18 protein-coding genes are annotated in these 19,188 nt (G+C 64.8%); 16 read left to right on the top strand and 2 right to left on the bottom strand.

All coding sequences use genetic code 11. From position 1 onward, the window contains the following. Window positions 1–241: 241 nt before the first annotated feature. The 12 genes from ACIPZ8_RS25265 (at window position 242) to ACIPZ8_RS25210 (ending at window position 14,859) form a co-directional block, all read left to right on the top strand. Window positions 242–1,303, top strand: a complete 1,062-nt coding sequence (locus tag ACIPZ8_RS25265; protein ID WP_400729112.1) for a 3-deoxy-7-phosphoheptulonate synthase — start codon at window positions 242–244, stop codon at window positions 1,301–1,303. An 81-nt stretch (window positions 1,304–1,384) separates the two neighbouring features. Next, entirely contained in the window at window positions 1,385–1,666 is a 282-nt protein-coding gene (locus ACIPZ8_RS25260; protein WP_054884552.1) for a peptidylprolyl isomerase, read from the top strand. 13 nt (window positions 1,667–1,679) lie between these two features. Further along, complete coding sequence (locus ACIPZ8_RS25255) at window positions 1,680–3,605, top strand: extracellular solute-binding protein (protein ID WP_400729108.1); 1,926 nt, start codon at window positions 1,680–1,682, stop codon at window positions 3,603–3,605. Further along, window positions 3,602–4,660, top strand: a complete 1,059-nt coding sequence (locus tag ACIPZ8_RS25250; protein WP_400729105.1) for a microcin C ABC transporter permease YejB — start codon at window positions 3,602–3,604, stop codon at window positions 4,658–4,660. The genes ACIPZ8_RS25255 and ACIPZ8_RS25250 overlap by 4 nt, the downstream gene beginning before the upstream one ends. After that, window positions 4,660–5,676: an ABC transporter permease gene (locus ACIPZ8_RS25245; RefSeq protein WP_400729103.1), complete on the top strand. Its 1,017-nt coding sequence runs from the start codon at window positions 4,660–4,662 to the stop codon at window positions 5,674–5,676. Before ACIPZ8_RS25250 ends, ACIPZ8_RS25245 begins: the two co-directional genes overlap by 1 nt. 18 nt (window positions 5,677–5,694) lie before the next feature. Then, window positions 5,695–7,077 carry a sigma-54 interaction domain-containing protein gene (locus tag ACIPZ8_RS25240; protein ID WP_400729100.1) on the top strand — a complete coding sequence of 461 codons (1,383 nt, stop codon included), beginning with the start codon at window positions 5,695–5,697 and terminating at the stop codon, window positions 7,075–7,077. A 270-nt stretch (window positions 7,078–7,347) separates the two neighbouring features. Further along, a complete protein-coding gene (locus ACIPZ8_RS25235; protein ID WP_400729097.1) occupies window positions 7,348–8,739 on the top strand; it encodes a GntP family permease in 1,392 nt (463 codons plus the stop codon). Between the two features lie 11 nt (window positions 8,740–8,750). Continuing rightward, window positions 8,751–9,521: a 3-hydroxybutyrate dehydrogenase gene (gene hbdH / locus ACIPZ8_RS25230; RefSeq protein ID WP_400729095.1), complete on the top strand. Its 771-nt coding sequence runs from the start codon at window positions 8,751–8,753 to the stop codon at window positions 9,519–9,521. 55 nt (window positions 9,522–9,576) lie between these two features. After that, on the top strand, window positions 9,577–10,056 hold the full coding sequence (gene eco, locus ACIPZ8_RS25225; protein ID WP_400729093.1) for a serine protease inhibitor ecotin: 480 nt from the start codon (window positions 9,577–9,579) through the stop codon (window positions 10,054–10,056). Window positions 10,057–10,113: 57 nt separating this feature from the next. Next, window positions 10,114–12,072, top strand: a complete 1,959-nt coding sequence (locus tag ACIPZ8_RS25220) for an acetoacetate--CoA ligase (protein WP_400729090.1) — start codon at window positions 10,114–10,116, stop codon at window positions 12,070–12,072. A gap of 35 nt (window positions 12,073–12,107) precedes the next feature. Continuing rightward, the gene (locus tag ACIPZ8_RS25215; protein WP_008095636.1) at window positions 12,108–12,383 is read left to right on the top strand and encodes a peptidylprolyl isomerase; all 276 of its coding nucleotides are present in this window, start codon (window positions 12,108–12,110) and stop codon (window positions 12,381–12,383) included. A gap of 133 nt (window positions 12,384–12,516) precedes the next feature. Beyond that, complete coding sequence (locus ACIPZ8_RS25210) at window positions 12,517–14,859, top strand: autotransporter outer membrane beta-barrel domain-containing protein (RefSeq protein ID WP_400729087.1); 2,343 nt, start codon at window positions 12,517–12,519, stop codon at window positions 14,857–14,859. On the opposite strand, the gene ACIPZ8_RS25205 is transcribed toward ACIPZ8_RS25210, so the two are convergent. Next, complete coding sequence (locus ACIPZ8_RS25205) at window positions 14,856–15,479, bottom strand: LysE family translocator (RefSeq protein WP_400729084.1); 624 nt, start codon at window positions 15,477–15,479, stop codon at window positions 14,856–14,858. The genes ACIPZ8_RS25210 and ACIPZ8_RS25205 overlap by 4 nt on opposite strands. 131 nt (window positions 15,480–15,610) lie before the next feature. On the opposite strand from ACIPZ8_RS25205, the gene ACIPZ8_RS25200 reads away from it, so the two are divergent. Continuing rightward, complete coding sequence (locus tag ACIPZ8_RS25200; protein WP_400729081.1) at window positions 15,611–16,429, top strand: AraC family transcriptional regulator; 819 nt, start codon at window positions 15,611–15,613, stop codon at window positions 16,427–16,429. 61 nt (window positions 16,430–16,490) lie between these two features. Further along, window positions 16,491–17,105 carry a LysE family translocator gene (locus ACIPZ8_RS25195; RefSeq protein ID WP_400729078.1) on the top strand — a complete coding sequence of 205 codons (615 nt, stop codon included), beginning with the start codon at window positions 16,491–16,493 and terminating at the stop codon, window positions 17,103–17,105. Here ACIPZ8_RS25195 and ACIPZ8_RS25190 read toward each other — a convergent pair. Further along, window positions 17,083–17,778, bottom strand: coding sequence for a metallophosphoesterase (locus ACIPZ8_RS25190; protein ID WP_400729075.1), 696 nt, complete (start codon window positions 17,776–17,778; stop codon window positions 17,083–17,085). The two genes, ACIPZ8_RS25195 and ACIPZ8_RS25190, sit on opposite strands and share 23 nt — an antisense overlap. Window positions 17,779–17,852: 74 nt before the next feature. On the opposite strand from ACIPZ8_RS25190, the gene ACIPZ8_RS25185 reads away from it, so the two are divergent. Both ACIPZ8_RS25185 and ACIPZ8_RS25180 read left to right on the top strand, forming a co-directional pair. Continuing rightward, window positions 17,853–18,368, top strand: coding sequence for a DUF3016 domain-containing protein (locus ACIPZ8_RS25185; RefSeq protein ID WP_400729073.1), 516 nt, complete (start codon window positions 17,853–17,855; stop codon window positions 18,366–18,368). A gap of 78 nt (window positions 18,369–18,446) precedes the next feature. Then, window positions 18,447–19,181 (top strand): carbon-nitrogen hydrolase family protein, encoded by a 735-nt coding sequence (locus ACIPZ8_RS25180; RefSeq protein ID WP_400729070.1) that lies wholly within the window; start codon window positions 18,447–18,449, stop codon window positions 19,179–19,181. Window positions 19,182–19,188 lie beyond the last annotated feature (7 nt).

Raw genomic sequence — 19,188 nt, 5'->3', positions numbered from 1 at the left:
TTTCAGGCCATTGCACTTTTACCGATTCGAACTGAGGACAGATTCATGAATTACGCCACTTATTACTACGCAAGCACCTATGCCTGGCGATTTAGCCAATCCCGTTCGGGCCAGCCTGCCGCCTCCGATCGGTCCATCACCGGTGGCAATGCTGCAGACAATCAATCAACGAATAGTCGAACACCTCGATAGGGCCGACCGCGCGGGCCAGAACCCGCCGTCCGCCCAGGGAACATACGCCATGCAAGCCTCGAACCTCGCTCTGCCCCTGACCCAACCGCACGCTGCCAACACTACCGTCAGCCAGCGCCTGCCCAGCCCGCACCTGCTCAAGCAGCAGATGCCGCTGTCTACCGAACTCGCCCAGCAAGTCCACAGCCACCGCCAGGCTATCCGCGCCATTCTCGAAGGCCGCGATGAGCGCCTGCTGGTGATCGTCGGCCCGTGCTCGATCCACGACCCCCGCTCGGCCCTGGAGTACGCCGACCGCCTGGCCGCCCTCAGCCGCGAAGTTGATGACAAGCTGCTGCTGGTGATGCGCGCCTATGTGGAAAAGCCCCGCACCACGGTGGGCTGGAAAGGCCTGGCCTACGACCCGCACCTCGATGGCAGCGACGACATGCATGCCGGTATCGCCCTGTCCCGTGGCTTGATGCTGAGCATGATCGAACGCGGCCTGCCGATCGCCACCGAGCTGCTGCAACCGATGGCGGCCGGCTACTTCGATGACCTGCTGGGCTGGGCGGCAATTGGCGCCCGCACCACCGAATCGCAGATTCACCGGGAAATGGTCAGCGGCCTGGAGCTGCCGGTCGGTTTCAAGAACGGCACCGACGGCGGCGTCGGCATCGCCTGTGACGCCATGCGCAGCGCGGCGGCCCCGCACCGCCACTTCGGCATGGATGCACAGGGCTACCCGGCGATCATCGAGACCCTGGGCAACCCGGACACCCACCTGGTCCTGCGTGGCGGCCACAAGGGCCCGAACTACGATGCCGCCAGCATCGCCCAGGCCCGCCAAGGGCTGGCCAAGGCCGGTTTGCAGGCGCGCATCGTGGTCGATTGCAGCCATGCCAACAGCGGCAAGGACCCAGCCCGCCAGCCCGCCGTGTTCGAGGACGTGCTGGCCCAGCGCCTGGCCGGTGACCGCTCGCTGGTCGGCGTGATGCTCGAAGGTCACCTGTTCGATGGCTGCCAGGCCCTGGGCAAGGGCACGCTGAAATACGGCGTGTCGATCACCGATGGCTGCCTGGGCTGGAGCGCGACCGAAACCTTGCTGCGCGAGGCCGCAGCCTGTCTGTGAAGTGCCTACAGCAAGCCTGGCGAGACATGACCCGATCAAGTGCGCTAGGCTTGCCGTTTTCACCCCCAAGGAGCAGTACCCATGGCACGCGCCACCGCACGTCACATCCTCGTCGCCACTGAAGACAAGTGCAACGAACTGAAAGCCCAGATCGAAGCCGGTGCCGACTTCGCTGAAATCGCCAAGGCCAACTCCACCTGCCCGTCCAGCCGCCAGGGCGGTGACCTGGGCTCGTTCGGCCCAGGCCAGATGGTCAAGGAATTCGACACCGTGGTGTTCAGCGCCCCGGTCAACACCGTACAGGGCCCAGTGAAGACCCAGTTCGGCTACCACCTGCTGGAAGTGACCAGCCGCCAGGACTAAGTCATCGAATCCGATGACTATCCCTGTGGGAGCGGGCGTGCCCGCGAAGAGGCCAGAACAGACAACGAAGTTGCCTGAGCGGACCTATTCGCGGGCAAGCCCGCTCCCACAAGTCATTCTTGGGGTCGTGCTTTTGTGCATGGGCTGGATGGCCCAAGCCGCGCCCACCCACGCTCTGACCGTCTACGGCGAAGCCCCCCGCTACAGCGAAACCTTCCGCCACTTCGACTACGCCAACCCCGACGCACCCAAGGGTGGCCTGATGCGCCGCTCGGCCATCGAGATTGGCCAGTTCGACCATATCCTGCCTTACATCGACAAAGGCATCGGCGTCAGCGAGGTCGATGGCTGGCTGTATGCGCCCCTGGCGCAACGCTCGTTCGACGAACCCTATACCGTTTACGGCCTGATTGCCCGGCGCATGGAACGTGGCCCGGACGACGCCTGGCTGCGCTTCGAGATCGACCCCAAGGCGACCTTCGCCGATGGCAAGCCGGTGCGTGCCGAAGATGTGCGCTTCAGCTTCAATAAACTCATGGCCGAAGGCAGCCTCAAGTACCGCACCCAGTTCGCCGAAGTCGCCGGGGTCACGGTCGAAGGCCCGCTGCAGGTGCGCTTCGACTTCAAGCAGCCCCACGGCCGCACCCTGGCCCTGGACCTGGCCAGCCTGCCGGTACTGCCCGAGCACGACTGGGCCAACCGCGACTTCGCCAACGGTGCCGGTTTCGACAAGCCGGTCGGCAGCGGCCCGTACCGTATCGGGCGCATCGACAACGGCCGCAGCATTACTTTCGAACGCGACCCGAACTGGTGGGCCAAGGACTTGCCGGTCAATCGCGGGCGCTACAATTTCGAGCACATCCGCATCGAGTACTTCGGCGATACCGAAGTGGCACGCCAGGTGCTCAAGGGCGGTGGCTACGACTACAACCGCGAGTTTTCCGCCACCGCCTATACCCTGGGCTACAATGGCGCGCAGCTGGACGATGGCCGCCTGCAACGGGCACACCTGGGCCCGGCCAAGCCGCAGGCGGCCCAGGGCTTCGTGTTCAACCTGGACAAGCCAACCTTCAAGGACCGCCGTGTACGCCAGGCACTGGCCATGCTCTGGGACTTCGAGTGGAGCAACCGGCAGATGATGCGCAATATGTACATCCGCCAGCAGAGCGTGTTCTCCAACACCCCACTGGCAGCCCGCGAACTGCCGGATGCAGGCGAGCTCAAGCTGCTCGAACCGTTGCGCGGCCGGGTGCCGGACGAAGTCTTCAACCAGATGTTCACGGCGCCGGTCACCGATGGCTCGGGGATCATTCGCCCGCAACAATTGCAAGCGCTGGCCTTGCTGCAGCAGGCCGGTTGGCACCCCGACGGCGATCGCCTGGTCAACGCCCAGGGTGAGCCGCTGGAATTCACCTTCCTCAACGGCCAGTCCGGCATGGAGCGCCTGCTGCTGCCATGGAAGCGCAACCTGGCACAGATCGGCATCACCCTGAACATCCGCAACGTCGACTCGGCGCAGTACGTGAACCGGTTGATGGCCCGCGACTACGACATGATCGTCACCGGCTATTCGGTCACCCTGTCGCCAGGCGCCGAGCTGTACAACTACTTTGGCTCGGCCGCCGCCAACGACCCGGGCTCGAACAACCTGATGGTGCTCAAGGACCCCGTGGTCGATGAGCTGATCGATGGCCTGGTGCGCGCCGATACCCAGGCCGACATGCTGCACCACGCCCATGCCCTGGACCGGGTGCTGCAATGGAACTACTACTGGATCCCCAACTATTACCCGCCCGGCAGCTCGACGGTGTGGTGGAACCGCTTCGGCCTGCCGAAAACCCAGCCCGCCTATGACGAAGGCCTGGACAGCTGGTGGGAGATCAGCCCGACCGCACTGACCAACGCGCAGATGGCCGAACGGCAGAAGGCCCAGCCATGACCAGCTACATCCTGCGGCGCCTGCTGCTGATCATCCCAACCTTGCTGGCGATCCTGCTGGTCAACTTCGCCATCGTCCAGGCCGCGCCCGGCGGCCCGGTCGAGCAGGCGGTGGCGCGCCTGCAGGGCCTGGGCGGCGGTGCGCCCGGCTCGCGGGCCGAGGTAGTACACGGCGAGTCTCGTGCCACCCGCGGCCTGGACCCGAAGCTGATCGAGGAGATCAAGCGCCAGTATGGTTTCGACAAGACCGCCCCGGAACGCCTGTGGCTGATGCTCGGCCAGTACGCCCGGCTGGACTTCGGCCAGAGCTTCTTCCGCGGCGCCAAGGTCACCGACCTGATCCTCGACAAGCTGCCGGTGACCCTGTCGCTAGGGTTCTGGGCCACGCTGATCACCTACCTGGTCTCCATCCCGCTGGGTATCCGCAAGGCGGTACGCCATGGCAGCCGCTTCGATGCCTGGAGCAGCGCGTTGATCGTAGTCGGCTATGCCCTGCCCTCGTTCCTGTTCGCACTGCTGCTGATCGTGCTGTTCGCGGGCGGCACTTCGCTGAACTGGTTCCCGGTACGCGGCCTGGTCTCGGATGACTTCGACCAGCTCAGCCTGCTGGGCAAGGTCGCCGATTATTTCTGGCACCTGGTGCTGCCGGTCGGCGCCCTGGTAATCGGTGGCTTTGCCACGCTCACCCTGCTGACCAAGAACGCTTTCCTTGATGAAATCTCCCGCCAGTACGTGGTCACTGCCCGCGCCAAAGGCCTGAGCGAACGCCGCGTGCTGTATGGGCATGTGTTGCGCAACGCCATGCTGCTGGTGCTGGCCGGCCTGCCCCAGGCGCTGATCACGGTATTCTTCGCCGGCTCGTTGTTGATCGAGGTGATCTTCTCCCTCGACGGCCTTGGCCGCATGAGCTACGAAGCGGCCGTGTCACGGGACTACCCGGTGGTGTTCGGCACGCTGTTCATCTTCACCCTCGCCGGCCTGCTGTTCCGCCTGATCGGTGACCTGGCCTTCACCGTGCTCGACCCGCGCATCGACTTCGACACGAGGGCGCACTGATGCTGTCGCCGGTTTCGCGTCGTCGCCTTGAGCGTTTTCGCCGCAACCGTCTGGGCTGGGTGTCACTGTGGCTGTTCGCCGGTCTGCTGGTATTGAGCCTGTGCGCCGAGCTGGTCGCCAACGACAAGCCGCTGCTGCTGAGTTACAAGGGCGATTTGTACATGCCGGCGCTCAAGCGCTACAGCGAGCAGCAGTTTGGCGGCCAGCTGCCGTTCCAGCCGGACTACCGCAGTGCCTATGTGCGCCAGCTGATCGAGGGCCAGGGCGGCTGGATGCTGTTCGCACCCATCCCGTTCAGCGCCGACACCCCCAACTACGACCTGCTGGTGCCCACCCCCAGCCCGCCAAGCGCGAGCAACTGGCTGGGCACCGACGACCAGGGTCGCGACGTGTTGGCGCGGGTGCTGTATGGCACCCGAACCTCACTGTTGTTCGCCTTTGCCCTGACAGTGATCAGCGTGCTCATCGGCGTCGGCGCCGGCGCGCTGCAAGGCTATTACGGCGGCTGGGTGGACCTGCTCGGGCAGCGCTTGCTGGAGGTGTGGTCGGGGCTGCCGGTGCTGTACCTGCTGATCATCCTCAGTGGCTTTGTCGAGCCGGATTTCTGGTGGTTGCTGGGGATCATGGCGCTGTTCTCGTGGCTGGCCCTGGTCGATGTGGTGCGCGCCGAATTCCTGCGTGGGCGCAACCTCGAATACGTCAAGGCGGCGCGTGCCCTTGGGCTGTCAGACACCCTGGTGATGCTGCGCCATGTGCTGCCCAATGCGATGAACGCGACGTTTACCTATGTACCGTTCATGCTCACCGGGGCAATCACCACGCTGACGGCGCTGGATTTCCTCGGTTTCGGCATGCCCGCCGGCAGTGCTTCGCTGGGTGAACTGGTAACCCAGGGCAAGCAGCATCTGGAAGCACCGTGGCTGGGCTTTACCGCGTTCTTTGCCCTGGCGGTGATCCTGTCGCTGCTGGTGTTCATCGGCGATGCCCTGCGTGAGGCGTTCGACCCCAGAGGATAGGTTTTCAGGTACAAGAAGATGCACGACAGCGACAGCCTCAAGGACTACCCCCAGGTGCGGCAACTGGCGATCCGCTCGCTGTTCGAGATCATCGAACAGTCCAGCGAAGGCACGGTGATCGTCGACCGTGATGCACGCATTGCCTGGATGAACGAACGCTATGCCCGACGCTTCGGCCTGGCCGACGCCGCCAGCGCGATTGGCCAGCCGTGCGAAGCGGTCATCCCGGGCAGCCTGATGCGCCAGGTGGTGAACGATGGCCGGCCGATTCTGCTGGACATGCTCGATACCCCGAACGAACCGCTGGTGGTGATGCGCCTGCCGATCCACGATGCCCAGGGCGCCCTGATCGGCGCCATCGGCTTTGCCCTGTTCGAGGAGCTGCGCAGCCTGTCGCCCTTGCTCAAGCGCTACTCGAGCATGCAGCAGGAACTGGCCAGCACCCGCTCGCAATTGCGCGCACGCCAGGCCAAGTACAGCTTCGCCCAGTTCGTCGGCAGCAGCCCGGCCAGCCTCGAAGCCAAGCGCCGCGCACGTCGCGGTGCGGGCAGCGATTCGCCGGTGCTGTTGCTGGGCGAGACCGGCACCGGCAAAGAGTTGCTGGCCCATGCCATCCATGCGGCTTCGGCGCGGGCGCACAAAGCCTTTGTCAGCATCAACAGCGCGGCGATTCCCGAAACCCTGCTGGAAGCCGAGTTCTTCGGCACCGCGCCCGGCGCCTTTACCGGTGCCGACCGCAAGGGCCGCAGCGGCAAGCTGCAACTGGCCGAGGGTGGCACGCTGTTCCTCGACGAAATTGGTGACATGCCGCTGGCGCTACAGAGCAAGCTGCTGCGCGTACTGCAAGAGAAAGAGTACGAACCGGTCGGCTCCAACCAGATGCTGCGCAGCGATGTGCGCATCATTGCCGCCACCTCCATCGACCTGCAGGCGGCCATGGCCCGCGGGGCGTTTCGTGCCGACCTGTACTACCGGCTGAATGTGCTGCCGATCGAAGTGCCGCCGCTGCGCGAGCGGGTCGAGGACTTGCCGGCGCTGTGCGAGGCGATCCTGGCCGAGCTGGGCAGCCAGTATGAGCTGGAGCAGGATGCCCAGGCATTGCTGGCGCGGCATGGGTGGCCGGGGAATATTCGTGAGCTGCGCAACGTGCTGGAGCGGGCGACGTTGCTGGCTGACCAACCGCGCCTTGGTGTCGCCGACCTGACGGCGGCGCTGGGGCCATTGAGCCCGATCGCGGGTCAGGAACAGCGGGTGAGCTATCGTGAGGCGTGTGAACAGTTCGAGCGCAGGCTGATTGCCGGGGCGTTGGCCGAGCATGCGGGGAATGTGCCCGAGGCTGCAAAGGCGCTGGGGTTGGGGCGATCGACCTTGTACAAGAAAATGGTTGCATTTGGTCTCTGATTGGAGACTTGTGTTTCTGTTTTGGGATTTCCGCGAGGGCTTCGCCCTCGATCGCGGATAAATACGCTCCTACAGGGGGGACGCGGTCTCCTGTAGGCGCGGATTTATCCGCGATGGGCCGCACAGCGACCCCTGCAATCTCAAAATGGAGACACAGCCATTAACCAAAAACAAAAAACTCTTTAATTTCATATAGTTACGCACTTGGCACGATTCCCGCTATCTCCCGGTCACCCATAACAACAAGACTCACCCAGGAGATCCATCCCGATGACCGTGCTCATCGCCCTCGCCGCTCTGGCCCTGCTGATGCTGGCCGCCTACCGCGGTTACAGCGTGATCCTCTTCGCCCCCATCGCTGCCCTCGGCGCGGTTCTGCTCACCGACCCGGCCGCCGTGGCCCCTGCGTTCACCGGGGTGTTCATGGAAAAGATGGTCGGCTTCATCAAGTTGTACTTCCCGGTGTTCTTGCTCGGCGCCGTGTTCGGCAAGCTCATCGAGCTGTCCGGCTTCTCGCGCTCGATCGTCGCCGCCGCCATCCGCCTGCTTGGCACCCGCCAGGCGATGCTGGTGATCGTGCTGGTCTGTGCCCTGCTCACCTACGGTGGCGTGTCGCTGTTCGTGGTGGTGTTCGCGGTGTATCCGTTCGCCGCCGAGATGTTCCGCCAGAGCGACATCCCCAAGCGCCTGATCCCGGCGACCATCGCCCTGGGCGCGTTCTCGTTCACCATGGATGCCCTGCCCGGCACCCCGCAGATCCAGAACATCATCCCCAGCACCTTCTTCAACACCACCGCCTGGGCCGCGCCGTGGCTGGGTCTGATCGGCACGCTGTTCGTGTTCTGCAGCGGCATGCTCTACCTGCAGCGCCAGCGCAACAAAGCCCAGCGTGCGGGTGAAGGCTACGGCAGCAACCTGCGCAACGAACCTGAAACCGCCGCCGACCTGGCCCTGCCCAACCCCTGGCTGGCACTGTCGCCGCTGGTGCTGGTGGGGGTGATGAATCTGCTGTTCACCCACTGGATCCCACAGTGGTATGGCCCCAGCCACACCCTGCAACTGCCGGGCATGAGCGCACCGGTCAACAGCGACGTGGCCAAGCTCACGGCGATCTGGGCAGTGCAGGCTGCCCTGCTGGTGGGGATCCTGATGGTGCTGGTGTGTGCCTTCGGGGTCATCCGCGAGCGCCTGGCCGAGGGCACCAAGAGTGCGGTCGGCGGCGCCCTGCTGGCGGCCATGAACACCGCATCCGAGTACGGCTTTGGTGCAGTCATCGCCTCACTGCCGGGCTTTCTGGTACTGGCCGATGCGCTGCGCGGGATTCCCAACCCACTGGTCAACGAAGCGATCACCGTGACCTTGCTGGCCGGCATCACCGGCTCCGCCTCGGGCGGCATGAGCATCGCCCTGGCGGCCATGAGCGACAGCTTCATCGCTGCGGCCCATGCCGCCAACATTCCCCTCGAAGTGCTGCACCGGGTGGCCGCGATGGCCAGCGGCGGCATGGACACCCTGCCGCACAATGGCGCGGTGATCACCTTGCTGGCAGTGACCGGGCTGACCCACCGCGAAGCCTACAAGGACATATTCGGTATTACCCTGATCAAGACCCTGGCGGTATTCGTGGTCATCGCCACCTTCTATGCCACCGGCATCGTCTAAGGAGTTTCTGCATGACTTTGAAAGGCAAGACGGCACTCGTCACCGGCTCCACCAGCGGCATCGGCCTGGGCATCGCCCAGGTGCTGGCCCGTGCTGGCGCGAACATCGTGCTCAACGGTTTTGGCGACCCGTCGCCGGCAGTGGCAGAGATCGCCAGCCATGGCGTCAAGGTGGTCCACCACCCGGCGGACCTGTCCGACGTAGCGCAGATCGAAGCGCTGTTCGCAATGGCCGAGCGCGAGTTCGGCGGCGTCGACATCCTGGTCAGCAATGCCGGCATCCAGCACGTGGCGCCGGTGGAGCAGTTCCCGCTGGAAAGCTGGGACAAGATCATCGCCCTCAACCTCTCGGCGGTGTTCCACGGCACCCGCCTGGCCCTGCCCGGCATGCGCGCACGCAACTGGGGGCGAATCATCAATATCGCTTCGGTGCACGGGCTGGTCGGCTCCACCGGCAAGGCGGCCTATGTGGCAGCCAAGCACGGCGTGGTCGGGTTGACCAAGGTGGTGGGGCTGGAAACCGCCACCAGCAACGTCACCTGCAACGCCATCTGCCCAGGTTGGGTGCTGACCCCGCTGGTGCAAAAGCAGATCGACGATCGTGCCGCCAATGGCGTCGACCCGCAGCAAGCGCAGCACGATCTGCTGGCAGAGAAGCAACCCTCACTGGCCTTCGTCACCCCCGAACACCTCGGTGAGCTGGTACTATTCCTCTGCAGCGAGGCCGGTAGCCAGGTTCGCGGTGCCGCCTGGAACGTCGATGGTGGCTGGTTGGCCCAGTGACGGGCGGCCAGGGCCTGGCACCGGTCTTGCAATCGTTTACCTGCAAGGAGGCCCTATGCGCCCAACCCCAATGACCGCGATCTTTGCCCTGACCCTGGCCGCCGCCGATCCGGCGATGGCGGCCAGCCTCAAGGACATCGCGCCCTATCCCGAGGCGGAAAAAGGCTTCACCCGGCAGGTCATCCACCTGCCAGCGCAACCCGATGAATCGGCGCACAAGCTGGAAATCCTGGCCGGCAAGACGCTGGAAGTGGACTGCAACCGCCAGCGCCTGGCCGGCAGCCTGGAAGAGCACACCCTTGAAGGCTGGGGTTACAGCTACTACCGCCTGGACCAGGTCGGTGGCCCAGCCAGCACCCTGATGGCCTGCCCGGATGGCAAGAAGACCCAGGCCTTCGTGCCGGTGGTCGGTGAAGGCTTCATGCTGCGCTACAACAGCAAGCTGCCTGTCGTGGTGTACGTGCCCAAGGGTGTCGAAGTGCGTTATCGCGTGTGGTCGGCATCGGCCGACGTGCAAACGGCTAAAGTGGAATAAGTCACCCCGAGGGCCCTTCACGGGCCCTCAACCCCAAGCAGTCTCTGGAGGTTCGGCATGAACGATGTGCTCTGGCGCCCCTCCACGGCGCAGATCGACGCCAGCCGGATGGATGCCTTCCGCCGCCGGGTGAACCTGCGCTACAACTTGCAGCTCAATGACTACGCGGCCCTGCACCGCTGGAGCATCGAGCACCGCCCGGCCTTCTGGCAAACCCTTTCCGACTATTTTCATGTGGCCTGGCATACCCCTGCCAATCAGGTCCTCAGCGAAGGCGCCCTGATGCCTGACGCCCGCTGGTTCAGCGGGGCCACCCTGAATTTCGCCGAACACCTGTTGCGCCGTCGTGACGACCGGCCTGCGGTGGTTTCCGTGCGCGAAGATGGCCAGCGCACGGTCTTCACCCATGCCCAACTGGCCGCCGAAGTCGCAGGCCTGCAGAAAGCGTTCAAGGCAGCCGGCATCGAGCCCGGTGACCGTATCGCGGCGGTCATGCCCAATACCTGGCAAACCCTGGTGGCCATGCTCGCCTGCACCAGCCTGGGCGGGGTCTGGTCGACGTCTTCGCCAGAGTTCGGCCTGCACGGCATCATCGACCGGTTTGGCCAGATCGAACCGAAACTGCTGCTGGTCTGTGCCGGTTATCAGTACGCCGGCAAATCGATCGATCAGGTCGAGAAGATCAACCAGGTCTGCGCCCAGTTGCCGGGGCTGCAGCAGTTGATTGTGGTGCCTTATACCCGTCCGCACACCCAGGCGTGTGAATTCACCGCCGCCAAGGTCAGCCTGTGGGATGACTTCTACCAGCCAGGCGGCGAACCCGTGTTTGCCTCACTGCCGTTCGACCACCCGCTGTACATCCTTTATTCCAGCGGCACCACGGGTGTACCCAAGTGCATCGTCCATCGCGCGGGTGGCCTGCTGCTGCAACACCTCAAGGAACACGGCCTGCACAACGACCTGAAGGCCGACGACGTGCTGTTCTACTACACCACCTGCGGCTGGATGATGTGGAACTGGCTGGCCAGCGGCCTGGCCGTCGGCGCCACCCTGGTGCTGTACGACGGCTCACCGTTCCACCCCGGCCCCGAGCGCCTGCTCGACCTGATCGATGCCGAACGCATCCAGGCCTTCGGCACCAGTGCCAAGTACCTGGCCGCGCTGGAGCAGCAAGGCCTGGAGCCTGCTCGCAGTCATCGGCTGGACAGCCTGCGGCTGATCCTGTCCACCGGTTCGCCCTTGTCGCCACACAGCTACGACTACGTGTACGGCAAGATCAAGGCCGACCTGTGCCTGGCGTCGATGTCCGGCGGCACCGATATCGTCTCGTGCTTCGTGCTCGGCAACCCGACCCTGCCAGTGCGCCGTGGCGAGATGGCCTGCAAGGGCCTGGGCATGGCCGTGGAGGTGTGGAACGAACAGGGTCAGCCGGTGGTTGATGAAAAAGGCGAGCTGGTCTGCACCCGCAACTTCCCGTCGATGCCCCTGGGATTCTGGAACGACAACGACGGCAGCCGTTACCATGATGCCTATTTCAGCCAGTTCCCCGGTGTCTGGGCGCAAGGCGACTACGCCGAGCAGCGCAGCAGCGGCGGCCTGCTGATCCATGGCCGCTCCGACGCGGTGCTCAACCCCGGCGGCGTGCGCATCGGCACGGCAGAGATCTACCGCCAGGTGGAAAAGGTCGAAGACGTGCTGGAAAGCGTCGCCATCGGCCAGGACTGGCACGGCGATGTGCGGGTGGTACTGTTCGTGCGCCTGCGCGATGGCCTGCAACTGGACGACGCCTTGCGTCAGCGCATTCGCCAGGTGATCCGCCAGTACACCACGCCGCGCCATGTGCCGGCGGTGATCGCCCAGGTCAGCGACATCCCGCGCACCATCAGCGGCAAGCTGGTGGAACTGGCCATCCGTAACGTGGTGCACGGGCTGCCGGTGAAAAATACCGATGCCCTGGCCAACCCGCAGGCGCTGGAGCAGTTTCGTGACCGCACGGAGCTGCGTGATCAGGCATAATGGCGCCCTTTTTGCCCCGAAGCACAGGTGTACCCATGAAAGCTCAAGCCCGCCACATCCTGGTCAAGACCGCTGACGAAGCCGAAAAGCTCAAGCAGCGCATCGCCAACGGCGAGGCCTTCGACGTGCTGGCGAAGAAGTTCTCCACCTGCCCGTCGGGCAAGCGCGGTGGTGACCTGGGCGAAGTGCGCCCAGGCCAGCTGGTGGGCGCAATCGACCAGGTGATCTTCAAGAAGCCCCTGCGGGTGGTTCACGGGCCGATCAAAAGCAAGTTCGGCTACCACCTGGTGCAGACCTTCTATCGCGATTGATGGCCACGGGCCACCTGGCATTTTTGCCAGTTGTCCCGTGTTCACGCATTACATACAACTCAGGCAGGGCCGAAGCGACGCTTAAGATGCCGCTTCAGGTAGTGGTCCCTCTAATGGACACGGAGACCTGCCTATGCGTTGCCCTCGCCTGCTGCTGCCTGCTGCATTCCCTCTTCTCATTCTGCCGCTGATCGTACATGCGCAAGCCTTGGTCGTTTCGCCTGGCGACAACCTGGGCGCCGTGGTGCAGACGCTGGCCATCGACGACTTCAGGATGACCGGTGGGACCGTGCAATCGCTCAATCAAGGGCAAGGCTACGACACGTTCTACATGTCGGCCGGGCGGATCGTCGGCGCCTTCGAGGATGGCGACCGGGCGATCTTCGCTGGCGGGCGTATTGGCCGGGTAGACCTCAAGCTGGCCGACAACTATTTCGAGATGTCCCAGGACCTGGGTGTCGATACCTTGATCGATGGCAACCTGGTCAGCGGCTTCGGCAACGACATCATCATCCTTCGCGGCGGTACCATTGGCGGCAACATCAGCACCAGCGGTGGCGAAGACAGCATCACCATCAGCGGCGGCACCTTGAAAGGCAACGTGCTGGCCAGCGCGGGCAATGATGTCCTGAACTGGTCGGGGGGGACCATCGGTGGACGGGTCGATATGGGCGTTGGCGACGATCAGGTCGTCATCAGCAACCTCAACCCGCAAAACCTGAGCATCACCATCGATGGCGGCGCCGGCAACGACCGCCTGCAATTTTTCAACAGCGCGATTGATGGCGGTGCCCGCTACCTGAGCTTCGAGGCTGTCGAACTGAACCAGAACAGCCGCCTGACGCTGAACGATACGCTTGCGCTTGGCGATGCAGATACCGGCAGCGGCACCCTGGCCATTGATACCAGCAGCACGCTGGCTTCTCGCCAGGGAACCATTGCGCCCTTCACCACGGGGCAACTTGCCCATGTGCGCAATGCTGGCACGATCGATCTGAGCACGGGCAATGATGCCCAGGGCCGCCTGACCATCAGCGGCAACTACCAGGGTGAAAATGGCCTGCTGCGCGTGAACAGCGTGCTCGCGGGCGACGATGCGGCATCCGACCGGCTGGTGGTCAGCCAGGGCAGCATCAGCGGCAGCACGCGCCTGGAGGTGAACAATCTGGGCGGCGCAGGAGCCGCCACGAACCAGAACGGCATCCAGGTCGTTGAAGCCCGCAATGGCGCCACCAGCACCGCCACGGCCTTTGTTCAGACTCAGACGCTGTCGGTCGGCGCTTATGACTACCGACTGTTCAAAGGCGGTGTGACCGCTGGCAGCGAAAACAGCTGGTACCTGCGCTCGACACTGGTCGCGCTGCCCACTCCGACCCCCGCAACACAACCGGAAAACCCGTCACAGCCAACTCAGCCAGGCGAGCCGCCCGTGATCGCCCCGGCCGCTACCCCGCCAGTCGCTGCGCCGGCGCCCGGCCAGCTTGACCTACCAGCGCCACTGCCAGGCGAAAGCCTGCCGCTGTATCGCCCGGAAGTACCGGTCTATGCCGCAGCACCGAGGGGCGCCGCCATTATTGCCCGCCAGGCACTGGGCACCTTCCATCAGCGTCAAGGTGACCAGCAGTTGCTGCAGGGCAAAGGCGCCTTGCCTGCCAGCTGGGGCCAAGCCTATGGCGGCGCGCTGCGCCAGCAATGGAGCGGCACCGTCAGCCCAAGCCTGGACGGCGACCTGTATGGTTTCAAGGTGGGTCAGGACCTGTACGCCAAGGTCAGCGATGACGGCTATCGCCAGCATCTGGGCCTGTACGTCAGCCACAGCCGGTTGGACGCCGACGTCAAAGGCTTCGCGTTGGCCATGGAAGACCGTAGCGTCGGTGACCTGAAGCTCGATGGCGATAGTGTCGGCGGCTACTGGACACTGGTCGGCCCGCAAGGCGGGTACCTCGACAGCGTGCTGCAATACACCTGGCTCGACGGCCGCGCCCGCTCCGACCGGGGCGACAAGCTGAACATCGACGGCCACGCCTGGACCGCATCGCTGGAGATCGGCTACCCGATCAGCCTGTCCGAACGCTGGACCCTGGAGCCGCAAGCCCAGCTGATTGCCCAGAAAGTCTCACTCGACAGTGCCAACGACAGCATCTCGCACGTCAGCCATGATGCCCAGGTCGAGCTGACCGGGCGGCTCGGGGTGCGCCTGGAAGGCGCCTATGGCGGCATCGGCGGGCGCCTGCTGCAACCCTATGCGCAGCTCAATCTGTGGCACGGCGACGGAGGTCGCGACACCTTGACATTCGATGGTGTGGACAAGATCAAGACCGACTACCGCTACACCTCGCTGCAGCTCGAGACCGGCCTGGTCGCCCAAGTCAGCGAGGCGCTGAGCCTGCACGGCGGCGTGCAGTACTCAAGCAACCTCGACAGCCGCCAGCAGGAGGCCAGCGGGGTGAACCTGGGTGTGCGCTGGCAGTTCTAGCGCCGCGCCGCCAGCAGGCCGAGGCCGGCGCAACCGAGCAGCGAGGCGCTGACCCGGTTGAACAGCCGGCGCGGCCCGGGCTGGCTGAACCAGCGCTGCAGGTAGGCACCCAGGCCCGAGTAGATGGCGATCGCCGCCCACTCCAACAGCAGGAACAGCACGCCCAGCCAGAGGAACTGCTCGCTCACCGGCGTGGCGCTGCCGACCGAGACGAACTGCGGCAGGAAGGCGGTGAAGATCAGGATGGCTTTCGGATTGCCCGCCGCCACCCAGAATTCCTGGCGCGCCAGGCGCCACGTGCCACGCGGGTGATCGCTGGCCACTACGGCCTCGCCGACCGGGGCGCGCCACAGCTGCCAGGCGATGTAGAACAGGTAAGCCGCACCCACCACCTTGATTGCCAGGAACAGGTATTCGCTGGTGTGCAACACCACCGCCAGGCCCATGGCGGCCAGGGCGATCATGCCGCTGAAGGCGAGAATCCGCCCGCCACCGGCCACGCAGGCGGTGCGCAGGCCGTAGCGGCTGGCGTTGTGCAGCGACAACAGGTTGTTCGGCCCCGGTGCCATGTTCAATGCGAAGCAGGCGGGGATGAATAGCAACAGGCTCGACAGGTCCATTTTGTTCTCCAGGCAATCAGTCGCTACTGTCGATGCCGGGCAGGGGCCGGGTCAAGGTACAGCCAACGGCAAAAACTGTACGGTCGCTCGCCCGGCGCTGCTAAGCTGCCCAGCTGATCGAGGACCCTGTCATGCCCACTGCCCGCTCCCAGCTCTGGCGCGACCCGGCCCTGCCCTGGGTGGAAAGCCGCCGCGCCTGCCATAGCCGCGCCTGCTACAAGGCGCACAGTCACCCGACCTTCTCCATCGGCGCAGTGGATGCCGGCAGCAGCTGCTTCAGCGGGGCTGGCGACGGGCAGGAGCGCCTGACGCCGGGCACCCTGGTATTGGTGCCGGCGCAGCGGGTACATGCCTGCAACCCCGAGCCAGGCCAAGCCTGGAGCTACCAGATGCTGCATGTGGATGCCAACTGGGTGGCGCAATTACGCCTGGAGTCAGGGCTTGAAGCGGCCAGGCCCGGTGCCCCTGCGCGGATCAGCCGGGACCCGGCGCTGTACCGAGAATTCTGCGCGTTGAACGAGCTGCTCTTCTCGGCAGCCCCCCTCAGTGAGAAGGAAGCGGCGCTGGTGGCATTCCTCGGCGATCACGACTTTTCGGCACAACCGGCAGCGCTGGCGGCCCCCGCACCGGTGCTGGGGATGCCGACCTTGCGTGGGCTGATCGAACACATCGAAGCACAAGACCTGGCGCAGCTGAGCCTCGAACGCCTGGCCGGGCAAGCGGGCCTGGGCCGCTATCAGCTGATCCGGGCGTTTCGCGCCGCTACCGGGCTGACTCCCCATGCCTATCTGGTCAACGCGCGGGTCAACCGTGGCCGGCTGCTGCTGCGTGACGGGCTGGCGTTGGCCGAGGTTGCCTACCAGCTGGGGTTTGCCGACCAAAGCCACTTCCAGCGGGTGTTCAAGGCCCATGTCGGGGTCACACCGGGGCAGTACCGGCACGCGCAATAATCTTCAATACCGGCGCCAGGGCAGCCTTCAGACTGCGGCTTTCCTCCCGAGACAGCCCACCATGGAGCAGTTCCTGATCGTCGCCCTCGCCCACTTCCTCGCCCTGCTGTCTCCCGGCCCGGACTTTTTCCTGGTGGCCCGCACTTCGGTAGCAGCAGGTTGGCGCGTTGCCAGTGGCGTCTGCCTGGGCATCGCCCTGGCCAATGGCCTGTTCATTGCCATGGCCTTCGCCGGCCTGGCCATCCTGCGCGAAGGCAGTGCACTGTTCATCACCCTGCAACTGGCCGGTGCCGGCTACCTGCTGTACATCGGCCTGCTGTTCCTGCGTCATGCCGGTAAGCACGAGCTGACAGCCGTTGCCGGGCAAGGCCCGATCAAGGGTTGGTGGCGCGGCCTGGGCATGGGCTTTGTGTCTGGGGCACTGAACCCGAAGAACGCGCTGTTCTACGCCAGCCTCGCCGGCATGGTGGCCAGCAGCAGCGCAGGCTGGAAGTGGCTGTACAGCGCCTGGATGTTCAGCATCGTGCTGCTGTGGGACCTGCTGGTGGCCGCAGCCATCGGCAATCAACGCCTGCTGCGGCGTTTCGCCCGTGCCCTGCCGTGGCTGGAACGGGCATCCGGGGTCATGCTGATGGTGCTGGCCGTGGCGCTGCTCATTCATCTGCTACCGGGCTGACCAGCCGCAGGCTGGCGAGGTCCATCAGGCTGAAATGGCCACTGGCCCAGCCGCCGGTATCCAGGTGCCAGACGTTGCCCAGCGGCTTGGCCCGCAACACTGGTGTATGCCCTACCAGCAAGGCGTGCAGCCCTGCTACACCCTCGGTGTTGCCGTCCTTCAGGCGTTGACGCGACCACTGGCAAACCTCGCGAACGCCCGCGTCGTCATCGAACAGCAGGCTATCGCGCAATGCATTCCAGTCGTTGAAAGGGCTGTCGGCATGCAACAGGCCGATCAGGCCGGCATCGGTCTGCACTTCCAGGGCAATCGGCAGTTGCAGGAACCGTTCGACAAAAACCGCCTGCCTGTCCCTGGGCATGTCGATGAACCAGCCACCACCCGCTGCACGGTACATCTCCAGGTCCAGGCGCCCGCCTTGCAGGCAGGTGATCGCCAGCGATTCGTGATTGCCCTGCACGGCATGGAACCAGGGCTGCTCCAGCCACCATAGGCATGCTTCACTGTGCGGCCCGCGGTCGACCAGGTCGCCGACGCTGAACAGCCGGTCCACCGCGGGGTCGAAACCTACTGCGTCCAGGCACTGCTCAAGCCGCCGAAAATGCCCGTGGATATCGCCCACGGCCAGGTCGCGTCCCTTGCTGTTGGCGGCTACCCGCCGAAACCGGCTCATTACAATGTTCCTCTGATGGCGCGCTACGGGCGGCGTAAAATGGAGCAACACGCAGCCCGCCCCGGAGGTGCATCATGCGTAACGCTCTTGTGTGTGCCGTGCTCATGGCGCTGTCATTCAACAGCATGGCACAAGGGACCCCGCCTGCGCAGGTCGAGGTGCGATTCGACCACCCGGAAAAGTTTCGCGACGCCAGCCTCGATGGCCCAGGCTATGAACGCGGCGCCGACCCCTATGTGATGAAGACCCTGACCGAGTACCTGCAGAAACTCGGCCAACGCTACCTGAAGCCCGACCAGCAGCTGGTCATCGACATTCGCGACATCGACCTGGCCGGCCGTTACGAGCCGTGGCACAGCCAGGCCTACGATGTGCGCTTCATGCGCGACATCACCTGGCCGACCATCGACTTGAGCTACACCCTGCACCAGCCCGGCAAGCCCGACCAGCTGGCCCAGGAGCGGGTCAGCGACAAAATGTACCTGAGCCGCCCGGGCCGGGCTTCCCACAGCAGTGACCGTCTGTACGCGGAAAAGGCCATGCTCGATGACTGGTTCCGCCAACGGTTCGGGCCGCATTCGACGTCCTGACGCGACCCTTGGCTGGTACAGGCAAGGGTGTCGGGGGTATGCTCGGCCTTTCGACCTGTACCAGGGAAGGGACGCACCATGAAACTCTGTGCCGTACAACTGGCCTCGCGCAAAGGCGACCTGGCGGGCAACCTCGCCCGCCACCTGCGCTGCATCGAGCAAGCCGCGGCACTGGGCGCCGAGCTGGTGGTGTTCCCGGAACTGTCGTTGACCGGTTACGAACCGACCTTGGCGCGCCAGGTGGCCCTGCCGGTGACCTCTGCCCGCCTCGTGCCCTTGCAGGCGCTTTGTGACCAGCTGGCAATCAGCGTGGCCGTGGGGCTGCCACTGCCGACCGCAGAAGGCATTCGCATCGGCATGCCGATTCTGCGCCCAGGCCTGCCGCCCCTGACGTACGCCAAGCAGCGCCTGCATGACGATGAACTGCCGTTCTTCACGCGTGGAGATCAACCACTGGTGTTCGAATCGGGGGCGCTGCAGATCGCCCCGGCCATCTGCTATGAATCGATGTTCATCGAACATGCCGCGCAGGCCCACGGGCTGGGTGCCGAGCTGTATCTGGTCAGCGTGGCCAAGACCGCCAAAGGTATACGCGAAGGCAACGAGCATTACCCGGAGGTGGCACGCACCCTGGGCATTCCGGTGTTGCTGGCCAACTGCGTGGGGCCGGCCGACAACTTCATCGGCGCCGGCGGCTCCGCCGCCTGGGACAGCCAGGGCAATCTGCTGGCAGCGCTGGATGACAAGGCTGAAGGCCTGGTGCTGCTGGATACCACCAGCAACCTCGCGCTCGGCGTACCGCTGTCTGCGTGACGGTCAT

It is taken from the genome of Pseudomonas sp. NPDC089422, assembly GCF_044749405.1.
Classification (GTDB): Bacteria; Pseudomonadota; Gammaproteobacteria; order Pseudomonadales; family Pseudomonadaceae; genus Aquipseudomonas.
Note: the sequence above shows the minus strand (reverse complement) of the source record. Positions and strands in the feature narration are given on the sequence as shown.